Source organism: Acinetobacter haemolyticus, from assembly GCF_003323815.1.
GTDB lineage: Bacteria > Pseudomonadota > Gammaproteobacteria > Pseudomonadales > Moraxellaceae > Acinetobacter > Acinetobacter haemolyticus.
The window spans coordinates 3,412,641-3,427,366 of record NZ_CP030880.1 but is presented as its reverse complement, the minus strand read 5'-3'; the positions used below and the strand labels follow the sequence as shown (position 1 = coordinate 3,427,366).

The 14,726-nt window shown below is 39.0% G+C and carries 12 protein-coding genes and 1 pseudogene; 6 read left to right on the top strand and 7 right to left on the bottom strand.

The features are described 5' to 3' along the window. Window positions 1-8: 8 nt before the first annotated feature. Window positions 9-752, top strand: coding sequence for an SDR family oxidoreductase (locus DS737_RS15900; protein WP_005091975.1), 744 nt, complete (start codon window positions 9-11; stop codon window positions 750-752). Between the two features lie 525 nt (window positions 753-1,277). Here DS737_RS15900 and mpl read toward each other — a convergent pair. After that, entirely contained in the window at window positions 1,278-2,639 is a 1,362-nt protein-coding gene (mpl, locus tag DS737_RS15890) for a UDP-N-acetylmuramate:L-alanyl-gamma-D-glutamyl-meso-diaminopimelate ligase (protein ID WP_005086091.1), read from the bottom strand. Window positions 2,640-2,774: 135 nt separating this feature from the next. Next, on the bottom strand, window positions 2,775-3,302 hold the full coding sequence (locus tag DS737_RS15885; RefSeq protein WP_113997934.1) for a hypothetical protein: 528 nt from the start codon (window positions 3,300-3,302) through the stop codon (window positions 2,775-2,777). A 131-nt stretch (window positions 3,303-3,433) separates the two neighbouring features. Between DS737_RS15885 and DS737_RS15880 the strand changes: the two genes are divergently transcribed. From DS737_RS15880 to DS737_RS15865, 4 genes are all read left to right on the top strand, one after another. Continuing rightward, on the top strand, window positions 3,434-3,733 hold the full coding sequence (locus DS737_RS15880) for a DMT family protein (protein WP_008942560.1): 300 nt from the start codon (window positions 3,434-3,436) through the stop codon (window positions 3,731-3,733). Window positions 3,734-3,870: 137 nt separating this feature from the next. Beyond that, window positions 3,871-4,383: a 5-(carboxyamino)imidazole ribonucleotide mutase gene (purE, locus tag DS737_RS15875; RefSeq protein ID WP_005086095.1), complete on the top strand. Its 513-nt coding sequence runs from the start codon at window positions 3,871-3,873 to the stop codon at window positions 4,381-4,383. A 69-nt stretch (window positions 4,384-4,452) separates the two neighbouring features. Then, window positions 4,453-5,574, top strand: a complete 1,122-nt coding sequence (locus DS737_RS15870) for a 5-(carboxyamino)imidazole ribonucleotide synthase (RefSeq protein WP_005091979.1) — start codon at window positions 4,453-4,455, stop codon at window positions 5,572-5,574. 570 nt (window positions 5,575-6,144) lie between these two features. Then, the gene (locus DS737_RS15865; protein ID WP_113997933.1) at window positions 6,145-7,443 is read left to right on the top strand and encodes a lytic murein transglycosylase; all 1,299 of its coding nucleotides are present in this window, start codon (window positions 6,145-6,147) and stop codon (window positions 7,441-7,443) included. Between the two features lie 40 nt (window positions 7,444-7,483). Here DS737_RS15865 and DS737_RS15860 read toward each other — a convergent pair whose 3' ends face one another. The 4 genes from DS737_RS15860 to DS737_RS15845 all read right to left on the bottom strand — a co-directional run bounded on the left by DS737_RS15860 (window position 7,484) and on the right by DS737_RS15845 (window position 11,393). Next, window positions 7,484-7,867 (bottom strand): hypothetical protein, encoded by a 384-nt coding sequence (locus tag DS737_RS15860; protein ID WP_004637339.1) that lies wholly within the window; start codon window positions 7,865-7,867, stop codon window positions 7,484-7,486. 102 nt (window positions 7,868-7,969) lie between these two features. After that, window positions 7,970-8,773, bottom strand: coding sequence for a matrixin family metalloprotease (locus DS737_RS15855; RefSeq protein ID WP_113997932.1), 804 nt, complete (start codon window positions 8,771-8,773; stop codon window positions 7,970-7,972). 369 nt (window positions 8,774-9,142) lie between these two features. Continuing rightward, window positions 9,143-10,057 (bottom strand): matrixin family metalloprotease, encoded by a 915-nt coding sequence (locus DS737_RS15850; protein WP_017395358.1) that lies wholly within the window; start codon window positions 10,055-10,057, stop codon window positions 9,143-9,145. A gap of 424 nt (window positions 10,058-10,481) precedes the next feature. After that, on the bottom strand, window positions 10,482-11,393 hold the full coding sequence (locus DS737_RS15845; protein ID WP_113997931.1) for a matrixin family metalloprotease: 912 nt from the start codon (window positions 11,391-11,393) through the stop codon (window positions 10,482-10,484). Between the two features lie 163 nt (window positions 11,394-11,556). Between DS737_RS15845 and DS737_RS15840 the strand changes: the two are divergent. Next, window positions 11,557-12,440 (top strand): annotated as a pseudogene (locus tag DS737_RS15840) (MBL fold metallo-hydrolase). A gap of 283 nt (window positions 12,441-12,723) precedes the next feature. On the opposite strand, the gene dnaK reads toward DS737_RS15840, so the two are convergent. After that, entirely contained in the window at window positions 12,724-14,667 is a 1,944-nt protein-coding gene (gene dnaK, locus DS737_RS15835) for a molecular chaperone DnaK (protein ID WP_005086107.1), read from the bottom strand. Between the last annotated feature and the right edge of the window lie 59 nt (window positions 14,668-14,726).

Sequence of the window (14,726 nt, the reverse complement as noted above, 5' to 3'; positions counted from 1 at the left end):
TGAAGGAAATGACAAAGACGATTTTAATTACAGGTGCAAGTTCAGGTTTAGGCGCTGGGATGGCACGCGAATTTGCGGCTAAAGGCTACAATCTAGCACTGTGTGCACGTCGTTTAGAGCGTTTGGAAGCCTTACAGCAAGAATTGCAAAGCCAGTTTGCAATTCAGGTCAAAATCAAAACCCTTGATGTGACTCATTACAATGACGTCTTTACGGTTTTTAAAGCTTTTCAGCAAGAGTTTGGCAGTATTGATCGAATTATTGTTAATGCAGGTGTGGGCGAAGGTCGCCGTATTGGGAAAGGACATTTTGAGGTGAACCGTGCCACAGCGGAAACCAACTTTATTTCAGCATTGGCACAATGTGAAGCAGCAGTAGAAATTTTTAGGGCACAAAATAAAGGGCATTTGGTGGTGATCTCCTCAATGAGTGCAATGCGTGGTTTACCGAAGCATTTGTCGACCTATGCAGCCAGTAAAGCAGCAGTGGCACATTTGGCTGAGGGGATTCGAGCGGAGTTGTTAGATACGCCAATTAAGGTTTCGACGATTTTCCCCGGTTATATTCGCACTGAATTGAATGAGGGTGCAAAAAAATTGCCGTTTGAAGTGGATGAGAAAACGGGTAGTCAGGCGTTGGTGAAAGCGATTGAGAAAGAGCCTGTGAAGGCATATGTACCGCAGTGGCCGTGGTTGCCAATGGGTATTGCAATGAAGATTTTGCCGTTAAAATTGGTGAATAAACTGAGTTGATTTGGATGGTTATTGCTGAGTCTTATGGAGATCTCATTTTAATTTCAAGCTAAGCCACTACGTCTTGCACTTCAGTTGAAATATATTTCAACTTCGTTCAGGCTCGACCTGAGAAGCGTGTAAAGCTTCGTAAGTCTTTCGGGAAAAGTAGGCAAAACCTGAGGTACGAATAGCAAAGATTAATAATCTTTGCCGTACCGCAAGGTAAAAGCTCGGCTTGAGCAATAAACTACGCACTTTGTTTGTCTTGCGCTAGTCCAAAGCTTTAAGCGCTTTGGTTAGCTCAGGTTGTGGATGACGTTTACTCGTATCATCTTTCTTGTCGAAATCAGATTAAATTAATTTTTTGCTGATATTTACTATTGTGACGGCGGCATGGATGCCGCCTGTTTGGCAGGGGTCACATGGATGTACCCTCTGCCAAACAAAGGGGTTTGGTTACTTTGCCCCGTCAAAGTAATAAATGCCTATACAAAAGTCATTTGTTCTTTCTTTATACACGAGGCCGTGCAAAGTTCATCTTTATTAAGACAAAGCCGTAATCAATTTTTGGTGTAAACCACCAAAACCACCATTGGACATGATCACCACTGCATCGCCCTCACCTGCTTCATTGACCACACGGGCAATGATCTCATCCAAAGAACGACTCACTTCAGCTTTGTTTGATGAAGCTGCAATCACAGGTTGTAAATCCCAATCTAAACCTTCTGGTTGATACCAAATCACTTCATCGGCCAAACGCGCAGAATGTGCTAAACCATCTTTGTGGCTGCCCATACGCATAGTATTTGAGCGCGGTTCAATGATTGCCCATAATTTACGTTCGCCTAGGCGTTTACGTGCACCGTCCAAAGTCGTTTCAATTGCTGTTGGATGGTGGGCAAAGTCATCATAGACTTCGATCCCACGGACTGTACCTAAAAGCTCCATACGGCGTTTCACACCACCGAAGTTAGATAATGCTTCACAGGCTTGTTCAATGCTGACACCGACATGTTGTGCAGCAGCAATGGTTGCCAAAGCATTGGCAACGCTATGCTGTCCAGTCATGCTCCATTTCACTTCCCCGATCACTTTGCCATTTTCAAGAACTTTAAAATGGCTGCCATCGGCACTGATCAGTTCAGCAGATAAAGCGGCTTGGTCATTTGGCTCAAGACTGGTACGAACCACAGGTGTCCAGCAGCCTTGTTCTAAGACTTCATCAATATTGGTCTCAGTAATTGGAGCAATAATACGACCTTCACTTGGAATGGTACGCACTAAATGATGGAACTGTTTTTGAATCGCAGCAAGGTCATCAAAAATGTCGGCATGATCAAATTCAAGATTATTTAAAATCGCGGTCTTTGGATGGTAGTGAACGAACTTAGAACGTTTGTCGAAAAAGGCTGAATCATATTCATCAGCTTCCACACAGAAGTATTTCCCGCCACCTAAGCGAGCGCTTTCGCTAAAACCAAGTGGTACGCCGCCGATCAAGAAGCCAGGGTTTAAACCTGCCTGATCGAGTACCCAAGCCAGCATAGTCGTAGTAGTGGTTTTACCATGTGTACCTGCAACACCTAATACATGTTTGCCTTGTAATACATGATCAGCTAAGAATTGTGGACCAGAAATATAAGGAAGACCTTCATTCAGCATATATTCAATCGCATCAATGCCACGTTTCATGGCGTTGCCAACGATGACAAGATCAGGATGTGGTTGTAAATGGCTACGGTCATAGCCTTGCATCAACTCAATACCTGCATTTTCGAGTTGCGTCGACATCGGTGGATAAACATTGGCATCTGAACCTGTGACTTTATGTCCTAAATCTCGTGCTAATAGAGCCAAAGACCCCATAAAAGTGCCACAAATACCCAAAATATGCAGATGCATCGTGCTTCTCTCTTATTCAATCACGTAATAAACGTGTGTAATGCAATTAAAAATTTGCTTGAAAAGATAGCAAGGCTGTTATGGAAAAGATAGTCAAAATTCGTTGTTGTTTACTTAAAATTAAAGCCAGAAATGTTAAGATTTCAGCGTTACCGTTGCAAAAAAATAGACACTATCCTCTTCACCGTTTTGCATAAATTTAACAACTTTATTCAATGGGAATATAAAACTTTCACCATCCGTAAGTACAGCGGCAAGTTCAATTGAATGGGCTTTTTCTTTAAAAAAATCAGGATTTATTTCTTTTGCTGTCTCATAGTCGACCCAATACCACTTTCTATTTTTATCATTTTTTCTTATTACTTCCCCGACATAAGCCCCTGCGCGTAAAATCGTCTTAAATCTTTGATCATCTGAGGTTTGATCTAAATTGGTCTTTCTTAAATCAGATAAATAAGTATCAATCAGTTTTAAGCTTTCAATAGAATAGTCTAGTTTTTTAGGGTTTAAAGTCTCAAACTGATATACAGGATCATTTTTTTCACTATAAAACATGTCTGCTAAATCTGATAGCGCCTCATTTTGATTGTCGAGATCTAATTCTACTGAATGACTTATACTGATTGAGAAGCACAAAATAGTCGTTAAAAATAATTTTTTCATAGCATCCTTAAGTTTTTGAAACCTTATCCAGGAACTGATTTTAATATAAAATTATTGCAAAATTTTTAGAGTAAATACAATTGAGCCCTACTCTTTTAGCGCTGTGTTTATTGGTGATTTCCAATTGTTTTATGACCTTGGCATGGTATGGTCATTTGAAATATTTACATGATGCGCCGATTTGGCAAGCAATTTTATTGAGTTGGTGTATTGCCCTACTCGAATACAGTTTTATGATTCCAGCGACCAAACTATTGAGTCAACATGGCTGGGGTCTGGGGCAAATGAAAATTACTCAGGAAGTGGTGACCTTGCTGGTGTTTGTCCCATTTTTACTATTTATGTTTAAACAGCCTTTTAAGTTAGATTATGTTTGGGCGATGCTCTGTTTATTGGGCTGCGTCTATTTTGTTTTCCGCAATCACAGCTAATTTTTCTGCGATCAGTTCAAGCGTTCTGTAGTTGGGGATGCTTGAAAAAACCGCTATAATATCTGCCAATTTATTCCTTTGTGTTTGGCGTAAGTCGAGACACTGCCCTCTTTTTTTATCAAGTTTTGGAAAAGCCAATGAATGCGGTCGCAACAGATAGCCAACCTTTAGTCGGGATTATCATGGGTTCTCAATCAGATTGGGCAACACTTGAACATACCGCTAACATGCTCAAACAATTGGGTGTGCCTTTTGAAGCTGAAGTGGTTTCTGCGCACCGTACACCAGATCGTTTATTTGAATATGCTGAAACAGCACGTGATCGTGGTATCCAAGTGATTATTGCAGGTGCTGGTGGTGCGGCACATTTACCAGGAATGTGTGCAGCAAAAACTGATTTGCCTGTGCTGGGTGTACCTGTTAAATCTTCGATTTTAAATGGTGTAGATTCATTACTTTCGATTGTACAAATGCCTGCAGGTATTGCAGTAGGTACATTGGCGATTGGTCAAGCGGGTGCAACCAATGCAGCCATCATGGCAGCGCAAATTCTGGGTTTAACACGTCCTGAGATCGCAAAAAATGTTGCGGATTTCCGTACTGCGCAAACTGAGAAAGTGTCGAGCAAAAATATCCCTGGTCATGAATGAGGATAAGCAAAGCAACGCTTTGCCCGAATGCAAGGCGAAGACTTTGTCTGAGCAAGTAGAGTCATATAAATGAATAAAACCATCGGTATTTTTGGTGGCGGACAACTTGGACGCATGATGGCGCAAGCAGCTCTGCCACTGAATATTCAATGTAGCTTTTTTGAAGCAGAAACGGATTGCCCAGCGGCGATTTTAGGTCCAGTCTTTTCAAGTAAAAATGAGCATGCCTTGCAGGATTTTATTGCCAGTGCAGATGTATTTAGCCTTGAATTTGAAAATACGCCTGTTGCGGATGTGGACGTCTTGACACAAACCAAAACTTTACACCCTCCTCGCCTTGCTTTAGCAACAGCGCAGAATCGTTTGGCTGAAAAATCCTTATTTGATGAATTAGGTATTCCTGTTGCGCCGTATCGTGCAGTAGATAGCTTAGACAGCTTAAAACAAGCAGTAACTGATCTAGGTTTGCCAATCGTTTTAAAAACCGTAACTGGTGGCTACGATGGTAAAGGTCAATTTGTTCTACGTTCAGAAGATCAGATTGATACCGCTTGGGCTGAGCTTGGACCTGCGAAAAGCTTAATCGCTGAAAGTTTTGTGAAATTCAGTCGTGAAGTATCCATTATTGCGGTACGTGGTCAAGATGGTGATGTCAAAACATGGGCATTGGCAGAAAACCACCATCACAATGGTATTTTGTCGCACTCGATTGTTCCTGCGCCAAATAGCACCGATTTACAACCTGTTGCACAAGACTACATCACACGCCTGTTGAATCATCTCAATTATGTGGGTGTATTGACGCTTGAATTGTTTGTGACAGAACAAGGTTTATATGCCAATGAAATGGCATGTCGCGTACACAACTCAGGTCACTGGTCGATTGAAGGCTCAATTTGCTCGCAATTTGAAAACCATATTCGTGCAGTTGCAGGCTTGCCACTCGGTGCAACTGATGTGGTGCGTCCGACAGTCATGGTAAATATCATTGGGCAACATCCAAAATCTGAGGATGTTTTAGCGCTCAAAGGTGCACATTTGCATCTATATAATAAATCTGAACGTGAAGGTCGTAAGTTAGGGCATATTACATTGATGCCGAATAATCGTGATGAGTTAACGTCATTGTGTCGTCAACTTGCTCAAATTTTACCTGTACCATTGGCATTAACAGATGAGATGACCATCTAACTTATCCACAGAACATCAAAAGCGATCTTCGGATCGCTTTTTTTATTACTTTAAATTCATAAAATAAAAGATATATCAAAAAGTGGGTGTGGATAACTTTTCTTTAAACTTTGAATTTAAATATTGTCTGTTTGTTTTGAATTTAAAACTTTGATTTGGGTGCGTGTGTTATTTTAAATTCAAAAAATCAAAGCGTTTTAAATTTAAAAGTTTGAAGGAGGTTGAGTTTTGAATTTAAAGTTGTGGTTTGTGGATATCTATTTGATCTAAAACAATAGGAATTAAGTCTATTTCTTTATTTTTATAAATGTATGGTGTGAAATGAATTCATAAGTGGTTGCTATTTTTGAATTCAAATGATGGTATAAGCCATACAGCTGCTTTTGAATTCAAAATATAGGTGTTATCTATTTTTAAATTTAAAAGAAATGATACTTTTGAATTTAAATCTTATGTTTTAAATTTAAAACTCAATTATGAATTCAAAAATTACGATTTCAAACGTTGTAACGTCAATGATCGTGTTATGTTAATCCTGAAATTTAAATTTAAAAATATGGTTTAGACATCATGCACCGTTTTCCTCTTTTTCTAGGCACTGCCTTATTGACCTTATCTTATAATGCTCATGCTGAGTTGATTATCAATGGCGCAAAAGTTTCAACCACGACGACGACGCCAGTGGTAAGCAATACCAGTACATTTAGTCCAACACGTGATTTTCAAAGCTGTATAGCAGGTTTACGATCTCAAGCAATTGCATCTGGTGTTTCGGCTGCAAGTTTTGATCGTTATACCCAAAATCTAAGTGCGGATTATTCAGTGATTGATCGTTTGAATTATCAGCCAGAGTTTTCTACACCGATTTGGGATTATTTATCAGGCTTGGTTGATAATGAGCGTGTACAAGCAGGGCAACAAAAACTTGCGCAACATCGTGATGTGCTTAGACGTGTAGAACAAGCTTACGGCGTGCCTGCTGAAACGGTGGTTGCAGTTTGGGGTGTCGAAAGTAACTATGGTGATATTTCTGGTCGATATCCTTTATTACAGGCATTAGGTACATTGAGCTGTGAAGGTCGTCGTCAAAGTTATTTCCGTGGTGAATTTTTTGCCACCATGCGTATTTTGCAACGAGGTGATGTGACTCAAGATCAACTTTATGGTTCTTGGGCAGGAGCATTTGGTCACACGCAATTTATGCCATCTACTTATGAACGTTTAGCCGTAGATTTTGACGGTGATGGTCGCCGTGATCTCGTATCGAGTATCCCAGATGCTTTGGCTTCGACAGCAAACTTTTTAAAACGTGCTGGATGGCAAACAGGTATGCCTTGGGGTTTTGAAGTGAAAATTCCACAAGGTATGTCGATTTCTGGCGAAAGTCGCCGCAATAAAAAATCACTTAATAATTGGATCGCACAGGGTGTAACACGTGCAGATGGAACAGCTTTGATCCAAGGGAATTTGACAGGAAGTACTCAAGCAGGTTTGATTTCACCCGCAGGTGCGAATGGCCCATTATTTTTAGTGTTTAGAAATTTTGATGCGATATATAGCTATAACGCTGCTGAAAGCTATGGTTTGGCAATCGCACATTTGTCTGATCGTCTGCGTGGTGGAACACCATTTTTAACGGCATGGCCTACAGATGATGCGGGAACATCAAGAGCAGAACGCCGTGAAATTCAACAATTTTTGATTCAGCGTGGTCATGACATTGGTGCAGTGGATGGTTTGATTGGTGATAAAAGTCGCCAAGCCATTCGTCAAGAGCAAACTCGTTTGGGATTCAATCCAACAGGACGCGCAGGGCAGCAAATTTTACGTGCTTTCCGCCAAGAGCAAGCGCGTAAAATGATGCAATAAGCTAATCATGTGAAAAGGTCTGCCAAGTGCAGACCTTTTTTTATGGCGCAGCGTCTAATTTGACGGCTTCTAAAATATCAAAAATAACCGCCGTAACATCTTGGCTTAGATCCCGATCATTAAAAATTTCATAAGCCGTAATTGTGACATCAGTATCACTTGGCAGTTGTTTTTGTTCTTCTTCGATTAAATGTTCAATTGGAAGCAAGGTTTGTTTCACTTCCAAATGTAAAATCTCGTCATAAGGCACATTTTCATCTTCTAATTCAACAATTTGTTCGTTGAAATAAGGAATCAAAATCGAATGAAGAAAGGGGCTAATATCTTCAATATTTAGGATTTCGATATCACGAGTCTGCTCAATCGTACTGATGTGGTCGTTCACTTCAATGAGGATATGATAATAACTCATGCTGATCTCCATTTAGATTAAAATGATGCTTTCACACCACAATAACATGAATAAATCAAAACAATCGACCCATTCTTGTTATCTCATAAAAACATCAGCTTAATCGATTTATCTTCAGTGAGACAAGCCTAATAGCGCTAAATCTGTGTCAGTTAACCTAAAGTCTTTTGCATCTTGTACTTTGATTCTCGGATACATCAAAGATTGTGGATCTTGAGTATGTTTCAGACCTAAAGCATGTCCGAATTCATGTGCCAAGGTGAGGCGTAGGTCATCAATTGAAGAAAACTCATAAATAAAGATTTGTTTTCCTTGAAATTGTCCCTTGTGTAAAACTTGTGGAGCAAACGTTTGATTAAATTGCTCGATGGCTTGCGTCAGTTGCTGATAAAGTTGTTTCGACTTTTGAGTTTGCAGATCAAACTGTTGGGTGAGTCGTTGATGTTGTTCTACGCTTTGTTGATAGATTGGCGTTTCTATTTGATGTTCATGTTTTAATGATTCCAGATGTGCCGTCGAAATAGCAATTTGTCTTTTAAGCTCTTGTAGTTGTTGGTTTTCATTTAACCAAATCTGTTGTTGCTGTTCCAGTTGATGTAAATTTTCCGAACGTTTCATGCTGCGGATCTGGCGTTGATCCATCACCAAATGAATCGAAAATTCAGCATTTGGATCATAAACGAAATAGTTTTGACCCGTATCTTTTTCCCAAATCGCGGCTGCTTGTTTGCTGATTTCAATCATTTGCTGTTGCGTGATATTCAAGCGAGGATCAAAATCAGCAATACGATAACGGAGTGGATGACCAGTACCATATTTTATGGGCGTAGAATTCTGTACCGAGGAAATTTGAGCAAAAGAGGTTGTATGGCCAAACATGAACATACATGTTGCCAATAGGAGAGGGAGCAAACGCATAACAGGAGAAATAAAACAAGAAAAAGGATGTATTTTAATCAGCTTTCATGATTAGTCAATTTGGGGAAAGGTATTTAAATTGATTGATTTAATAAAAAATCATTGAAAATAAATAAAGATACAAGTGTATAAAAATTAATCTATTAAATATAATTTATAGTCAATTTTGGTGATGGATTAATCAAAAATAGCCCGATAACAGAGATTTATTTTTTATGATCTGAGATTTAAATAGGGATAAATCGTTAAAATTTTAGATCGTGCTATGCCAGTCAATTTCTAAAAATTATTTCCTATTTCATTTAATATAAAAAACTGTTTGATCAAAAAATAATCAAAAACAACTGTAACTTTACGGTTTATTTGAGATTAGTACATGGCTTTAACTAGGGCTTTATCACTTTGTGTTAGTGCAAAGCGTTGTAAATTTTGTTGTTGTATAACAGGATACATGAGTGAAGTCGGATCATCGGTATGTGGCAAGCCTAAGGCATGCCCAAATTCATGTGCCAATGTTAAACGAAGATCATCGGTTGAACTAAACTCGTAAATCGTGATTTGTTTGCCATTAAAATTTCCTTTATGGAATAGACGCGGTTTGAATACCTGATTGAATCGCTGTGCTGATGATACAAGTAGCTGATTATTATCATTTAATTTTTTAATTTCTTGGTTGAGTTGTTGAGCTTTTAGATTGTGTAGATTCACCTCTTGTTGTAAAGCTTTGGATTGTTGATGTAATGCTTGCTGACGTTGTGCCAATTGATCTGCTAAGGATTTAGATGAAGAGCGCTGTTGGTTGAAGTGTTTTACATCTGCATTATATTGCTGAAATTGGGCTTGTAGTTGATTCTGCTTGATGGCCAGCAATGCATTATTTTTTTCAAGCTCTGCTCTAGCTTGTTGCAACTGTTGATTTTGATGCTCCCATCGTTGCTGCTGTTGATGAATTTGATCGAGGCTTTGCAGACGATGACTGCTTTGTTGTTGTCGCTCATCATAAATCAAATGAATGCTGAAACTCGCTTCAGGGTCATAAATAAAATGCTGTTTACCCGTTTCTTGGTGCCAAATATCCGCAGCTTGTTGGGTAAGTTGAATCACTTGCTGCATACTTAAATTAAAGCGGGGATCAACCTCTGCGATACGATAAAATATAGGCGTTTGAATAGCTTTATGGTCATGTTTATGGGTGCTATGTGACGTATTTTGGGCATGGCCAAGGTGCGGAATCCCCATGCATAAACATGCAATGATATTCAGTGCGGTAGTTAAATTTCGCATGACCTTTATCCCCCAAATAAAACTTATTTTTGGATAATTTTGTAAATAGGTCAAAAAGCTATCTAATTAATAAATAAAATAAAAAATGTGATTTTATTTGAGTAAATATAATAATTGATCGAATAATAGGCAAAATATAAAATCAAGAATTTGGCTTTCTATTTGCACATAAATTTATAAATATCAGTCCATTAATGTTAAAGAGCAGAATTTTAAGCGCAAAGTAGCTAAAAAATGCTCATTTGTTATCTTTTGTAAAAAAAATTATAAACTGAAAATATTTTGCTCTTTAACTGCAAAATTGTTGATTTATGACATTAAAGGTCGCTGGCTGTTTTAGCTGTGAGTTACTTATTTGCTTATATTAACGCTTCAAAAGCAGCTGAAGTTTTACGACAGTGTTAAGTCCGAGATTTTATGCTGTCTACCTAGCCATCAATAGATCACGATCTGTCTGGGTTAGGTGAAAGTCAGTAAAGTTCTGTTCTTTCAAAATCGGATGCATCAATGCTTTGGGATCATCAGTATGCTGTAATCCTAAAGCATGACCGAATTCATGGGCTAGCGTTAAACGTAAATCATCTTTGGATTCAAATTCATAGATAATAATTTGCTTACCATTAAATAAACCTTTATGAAATAAATGAGGCTGAAAGCGTTGTTTATATTCTTTCACAGCATCATGTAATTGCTGGTCAAGCGCATTTAGTTCATCTACTTTTTGATTTAAGTTATTGATTTTTTGATTAAAGTTGGTGATTTCTTGTTTTAATGCATCGACGTTGTATTGTAAGTTTTGTTGTTTTTGCTGTAGATGTTGTTGATAGGCACCAGTCATTGAGTTGAAATGTGCATTTTTTTTCTCTTGATTATATTGTTGGATTTGCTGATCTAGTTGTTGACGTTTTAAGCTTAAAGATTGTTTCGTCTCAACTAGTTCTTGTTCAATATGATCCAATTGCTTTTTTTTATCACGCCACTGTTGTTGATTAAATTCTAATTGGCTTAAATGGGCACGTCGTTGTTCGCTTTCAATTTGTCGTTGATCGTAAATTAAATGAATGGCCAGTTGCGCATTTGGATCATATACAAAGTAATCTTTACCTGTTCCATCTTTCCAAATTTGAGCTGCTTGATGGCTGATTTCTTGTACTTGTTCTAGGCTAAGTTTAAAACGAGGATCAACTTCAGCGATACGATAACGAAGACGCGTATCAAAAGGATGTGTTATGCGATCAAGCAGAGAATTAAATTTAAGCTGCGGGTGCTGATGGCTTTGATAACCAGACCATAAGATAAGGAAGAGTAATCCTGAAAAAATCAACAGACGAATCATTTTAGTTTCTTCTGAAATACGGCGCTCAATTGAGTTTATTAATCGTGCTTGCAGATCAGACTATAACAAAAATAGCGAGTATCGGGAAATGATATGATTAAACGGCAGATTTTGTTTTAATGCCTTATATAAGATAGATAAATAAAAAGATTAAGGAATAAAAATGCTGAAATATTTACTCAAAACTCCTGACATAGCATGGTCTGCGACGTCACCGGCCTTAGCAAATACTGAGAATTTAACCATTAAATATTTAGGTACAGCGGGTTTTATCCTTTCGGATCGAAATCGTACAGTCGTACTTGATCCTTTTATTAGTCGTCCCACGCTATGGCATACACTGACTCAACCTTTGCTCAGCGATCCAATATTGGTTCAGCAATATATTCCTCACGCAGATGATGTACTGATAGGACATGCACATTATGATCATATTTTGGATGCGCCTGAAGTATGTAAACAAACAGGGGCACGATTAATTGGTTCTCAAGCGAGTTTATGTATGGGCGATCGGCAGGTTTGTCTGAACAGCAAATGCTTGAAACAAAAGGGCGGGAAATTGTTGAATGTGGTAAATGGCAAGTTGTTGGGTTGCCTTCGATTCATGGCAAAGCATTGTTTGGTCGGGTGCCATTACCAGGTGATATGACCACACCGCCACCTTATCCACCGAAATTTCATCACCTACGGCATGGGCAGGTATTTAATTGGTGGATTAATACGGGGCATCTTCGCGTTGTACACATTGATTCAGCTGACTTTATTGAACAAGAATTGCAGGGTAGGCAGGCAGATATTGTTTGCTTATGTGCCATTGGGCGTAAATATCGTCCAAACTATGTTAAGGATGTCGTAAGACTACTCAAGCCAAAATATATTATTCCATGCCATTGGGATACGATGGTAACGCCAATTGATCAACCACCCCAGTTATTACCTGATGTGAATATCCCTGAGTTTTTAGGCGAAATTAAGGCTTGTGGAGTAGTACCTTTGTTTATACCGATTTTGGGTGAACTGTATTTCGATCAATCTAAATCTACTTAATAGTTACTTTCTATAAATAAGATTTAATTCATTTATGAAAGTCACAGCCTCAAATTTTGTGTAAAGTTTAAATGTTTTGCGTAGGCAAGATCCTACTTTGTTTTTGGACAAAGTAGGCAAAACCATTTGTTGGGCTGACAGTACATCCATGTTACCGCAGCCCAACAGGGCGGCTTCCATGCCGCCTCTACTGTAGCTAAAACTAATTTGAATTTAAGTATGGATATAAAAATTTAATGCAAAAAAAACCGCGCTTTCGCGCGGTCTTTTTTAAAGAGACAAATTATTTTTTGTCATCTTTTACTTCTGTGAACTCAGCATCTACAACGCCATCGTCCGCTTTTTGTTGTTGACCAGCATCACCACCTTGGAATGCATTTGGATCAAAACCTTCTGCGCCGCCAGCACCTTGTGCTTGTTCATAAGCACGTTGAGTGATTGGCATCAAGATGTTTTGTAAAGCTTCAGTTTTCGCTTTGATGTCTTCAACATCATTTTCTTTAGTTGCTGCTTCAAGCTCAGAAACCGCAGTAGCGATTGCAGTTTTTTCATCTTCAGTCACTTTGTCACCTAGATCTTTAACTGCTTTGTTAGAGCTAGATACTAAAGCATCCGCTTCGTTACGTGCTTTCGCTAACTCTTCAAATTTACGGTCTTCTTCAGCATTCGCTTCAGCATCTTTAATCATTGCTTCGATTTCAGCATCAGACAAACCTGAGTTTGCTTTGATCTGGATTGATTGCTCTTTACCAGTGCTCTTATCTTTAGCCGATACTTTTAAGATACCGTCAGCGTTGATGTCGAACGATACTTCAATTTGCGGTACGCCACGTGGAGCAGGTGGGATATCGCCTAATTGGAAGTTACCCAACAATTTGTTTTGTTGAGCCATTTTACGTTCACCTTGGTAAACAGAAATATCTACAGCAGGCTGGTTGTCAGCAGCAGTAGAGAACACTTGTGATTTCTTCGCAGGAATCGTGGTGTTCTTCTCAATGATCGGAGTTAATACGCCGCCCATTGTTTCGATACCTAAAGTTAACGGTGTTACGTCTAATAAAAGTACGTCAGTTTTGTCACCAGACAACACCGCACCTTGAATCGCTGCACCAATCGCAACTGCTTCGTCAGGGTTCACGTCTTTACGTGGCTCTTTACCAAAGAATTCTTGTACTTTTTGCTGAACCATTGGCATACGAGACTGACCGCCCACCAAAATCACGTCAGAGATGTCAGAAGTCGAAAGACCAGCATCTTTAAGCGCGATTTTGCAAGGTTCGATTGTACGAGCAACTAAATCAGCAACTAAACCTTCAAGTTTTGCACGCGTTACATTGATCACTAAGTGTTTAGGACCAGTTGCATCAGCCGTGATGTATGGAAGGTTGATTTCAGTTGCATTTGATGAAGAAAGCTCGATTTTTGCTTTTTCAGCAGCTTCTTTCAAACGTTGTAACGCAAGTGGATCATTTTTCAAGTTCACACTTTGTTCTTTCTTAAATTCTTCAACCAAGAATTCAATTAACGCGTTATCAAAGTCTTCACCACCAAGGAAAGTATCACCATTAGTTGATAACACTTCGATTTGTTGGTCGCCATCAAGGTCTGCAATTTCAATGATTGATACGTCGAATGTACCACCACCTAAGTCGTAAACTGCAACTTTACGGTCGCCTTCTTTTTTGTCCATACCGAACGCAAGTGCCGCAGCAGTTGGTTCGTTAATGATACGTTTAACATCAAGACCTGCAATTTTACCCGCATCTTTAGTTGCTTGACGTTGAGCATCGTTAAAGTAAGCAGGAACTGTAATCACTGCTTCAGTAACTGTTTCACCTAAATAGTCTTCTGCAGTTTTCTTCATCTTTTTCAAGATTTCCGCAGAGATCTGTTGAGGCGCTAATTTTTTGTCGTTTACTTCAACCCAAGCATCGCCATTGTCTGCTTTGATGATTTTGTAAGGTACAAGACCGATATCTTTTTGTACCGCTTGATCTTCGTAACGACGACCGATTAAACGCTTGATTGCGAATAATGTGTTTTTCGGGTTGGTTACAGCCTGACGTTTTGCACTTTGACCAACTAAGATTTCACCATCTTTATATGCAATGATCGATGGAGTGGTACGTGCACCTTCAGCGTTTTCGATTACTTTTACTTTATCGCCTTCGAGTACAGCAACACATGAGTTGGTAGTACCTAAGTCAATACCAATAATTTTTGCCATTTGGGATGTTCCTCTAAAATTTTGTGAATCCCCGATTTCTCCAGTAATAAAGGGGAGAG

Excerpts from the sequence above, each read along its gene's own strand:
- purE (WP_005086095.1), top strand. The coding sequence starts at position 3,871 with ATGAATGCGGTCGCAACAGATAGCCAACCTTTAGTCGGGATTATCATG.
- DS737_RS15870 (WP_005091979.1), top strand. The coding sequence starts at position 4,453 with ATGAATAAAACCATCGGTATTTTTGGTGGCGGACAACTTGGACGCATG.
- mpl (WP_005086091.1), bottom strand. The coding sequence starts at position 2,639 with ATGCATCTGCATATTTTGGGTATTTGTGGCACTTTTATGGGGTCTTTG.
- DS737_RS15865 (WP_113997933.1), top strand. The coding sequence starts at position 6,145 with ATGCACCGTTTTCCTCTTTTTCTAGGCACTGCCTTATTGACCTTATCT.
- DS737_RS15900 (WP_005091975.1), top strand. The coding sequence starts at position 9 with ATGACAAAGACGATTTTAATTACAGGTGCAAGTTCAGGTTTAGGCGCT.
- DS737_RS15850 (WP_017395358.1), bottom strand. The coding sequence starts at position 10,057 with ATGCGAAATTTAACTACCGCACTGAATATCATTGCATGTTTATGCATG.
- DS737_RS15885 (WP_113997934.1), bottom strand. The coding sequence starts at position 3,302 with ATGAAAAAATTATTTTTAACGACTATTTTGTGCTTCTCAATCAGTATA.
- DS737_RS15845 (WP_113997931.1), bottom strand. The coding sequence starts at position 11,393 with ATGATTCGTCTGTTGATTTTTTCAGGATTACTCTTCCTTATCTTATGG.
- DS737_RS15880 (WP_008942560.1), top strand. The coding sequence starts at position 3,434 with ATGACCTTGGCATGGTATGGTCATTTGAAATATTTACATGATGCGCCG.
- DS737_RS15855 (WP_113997932.1), bottom strand. The coding sequence starts at position 8,773 with ATGCGTTTGCTCCCTCTCCTATTGGCAACATGTATGTTCATGTTTGGC.
- DS737_RS15860 (WP_004637339.1), bottom strand. The coding sequence starts at position 7,867 with ATGGAGATCAGCATGAGTTATTATCATATCCTCATTGAAGTGAACGAC.
- dnaK (WP_005086107.1), bottom strand. The coding sequence starts at position 14,667 with ATGGCAAAAATTATTGGTATTGACTTAGGTACTACCAACTCATGTGTT.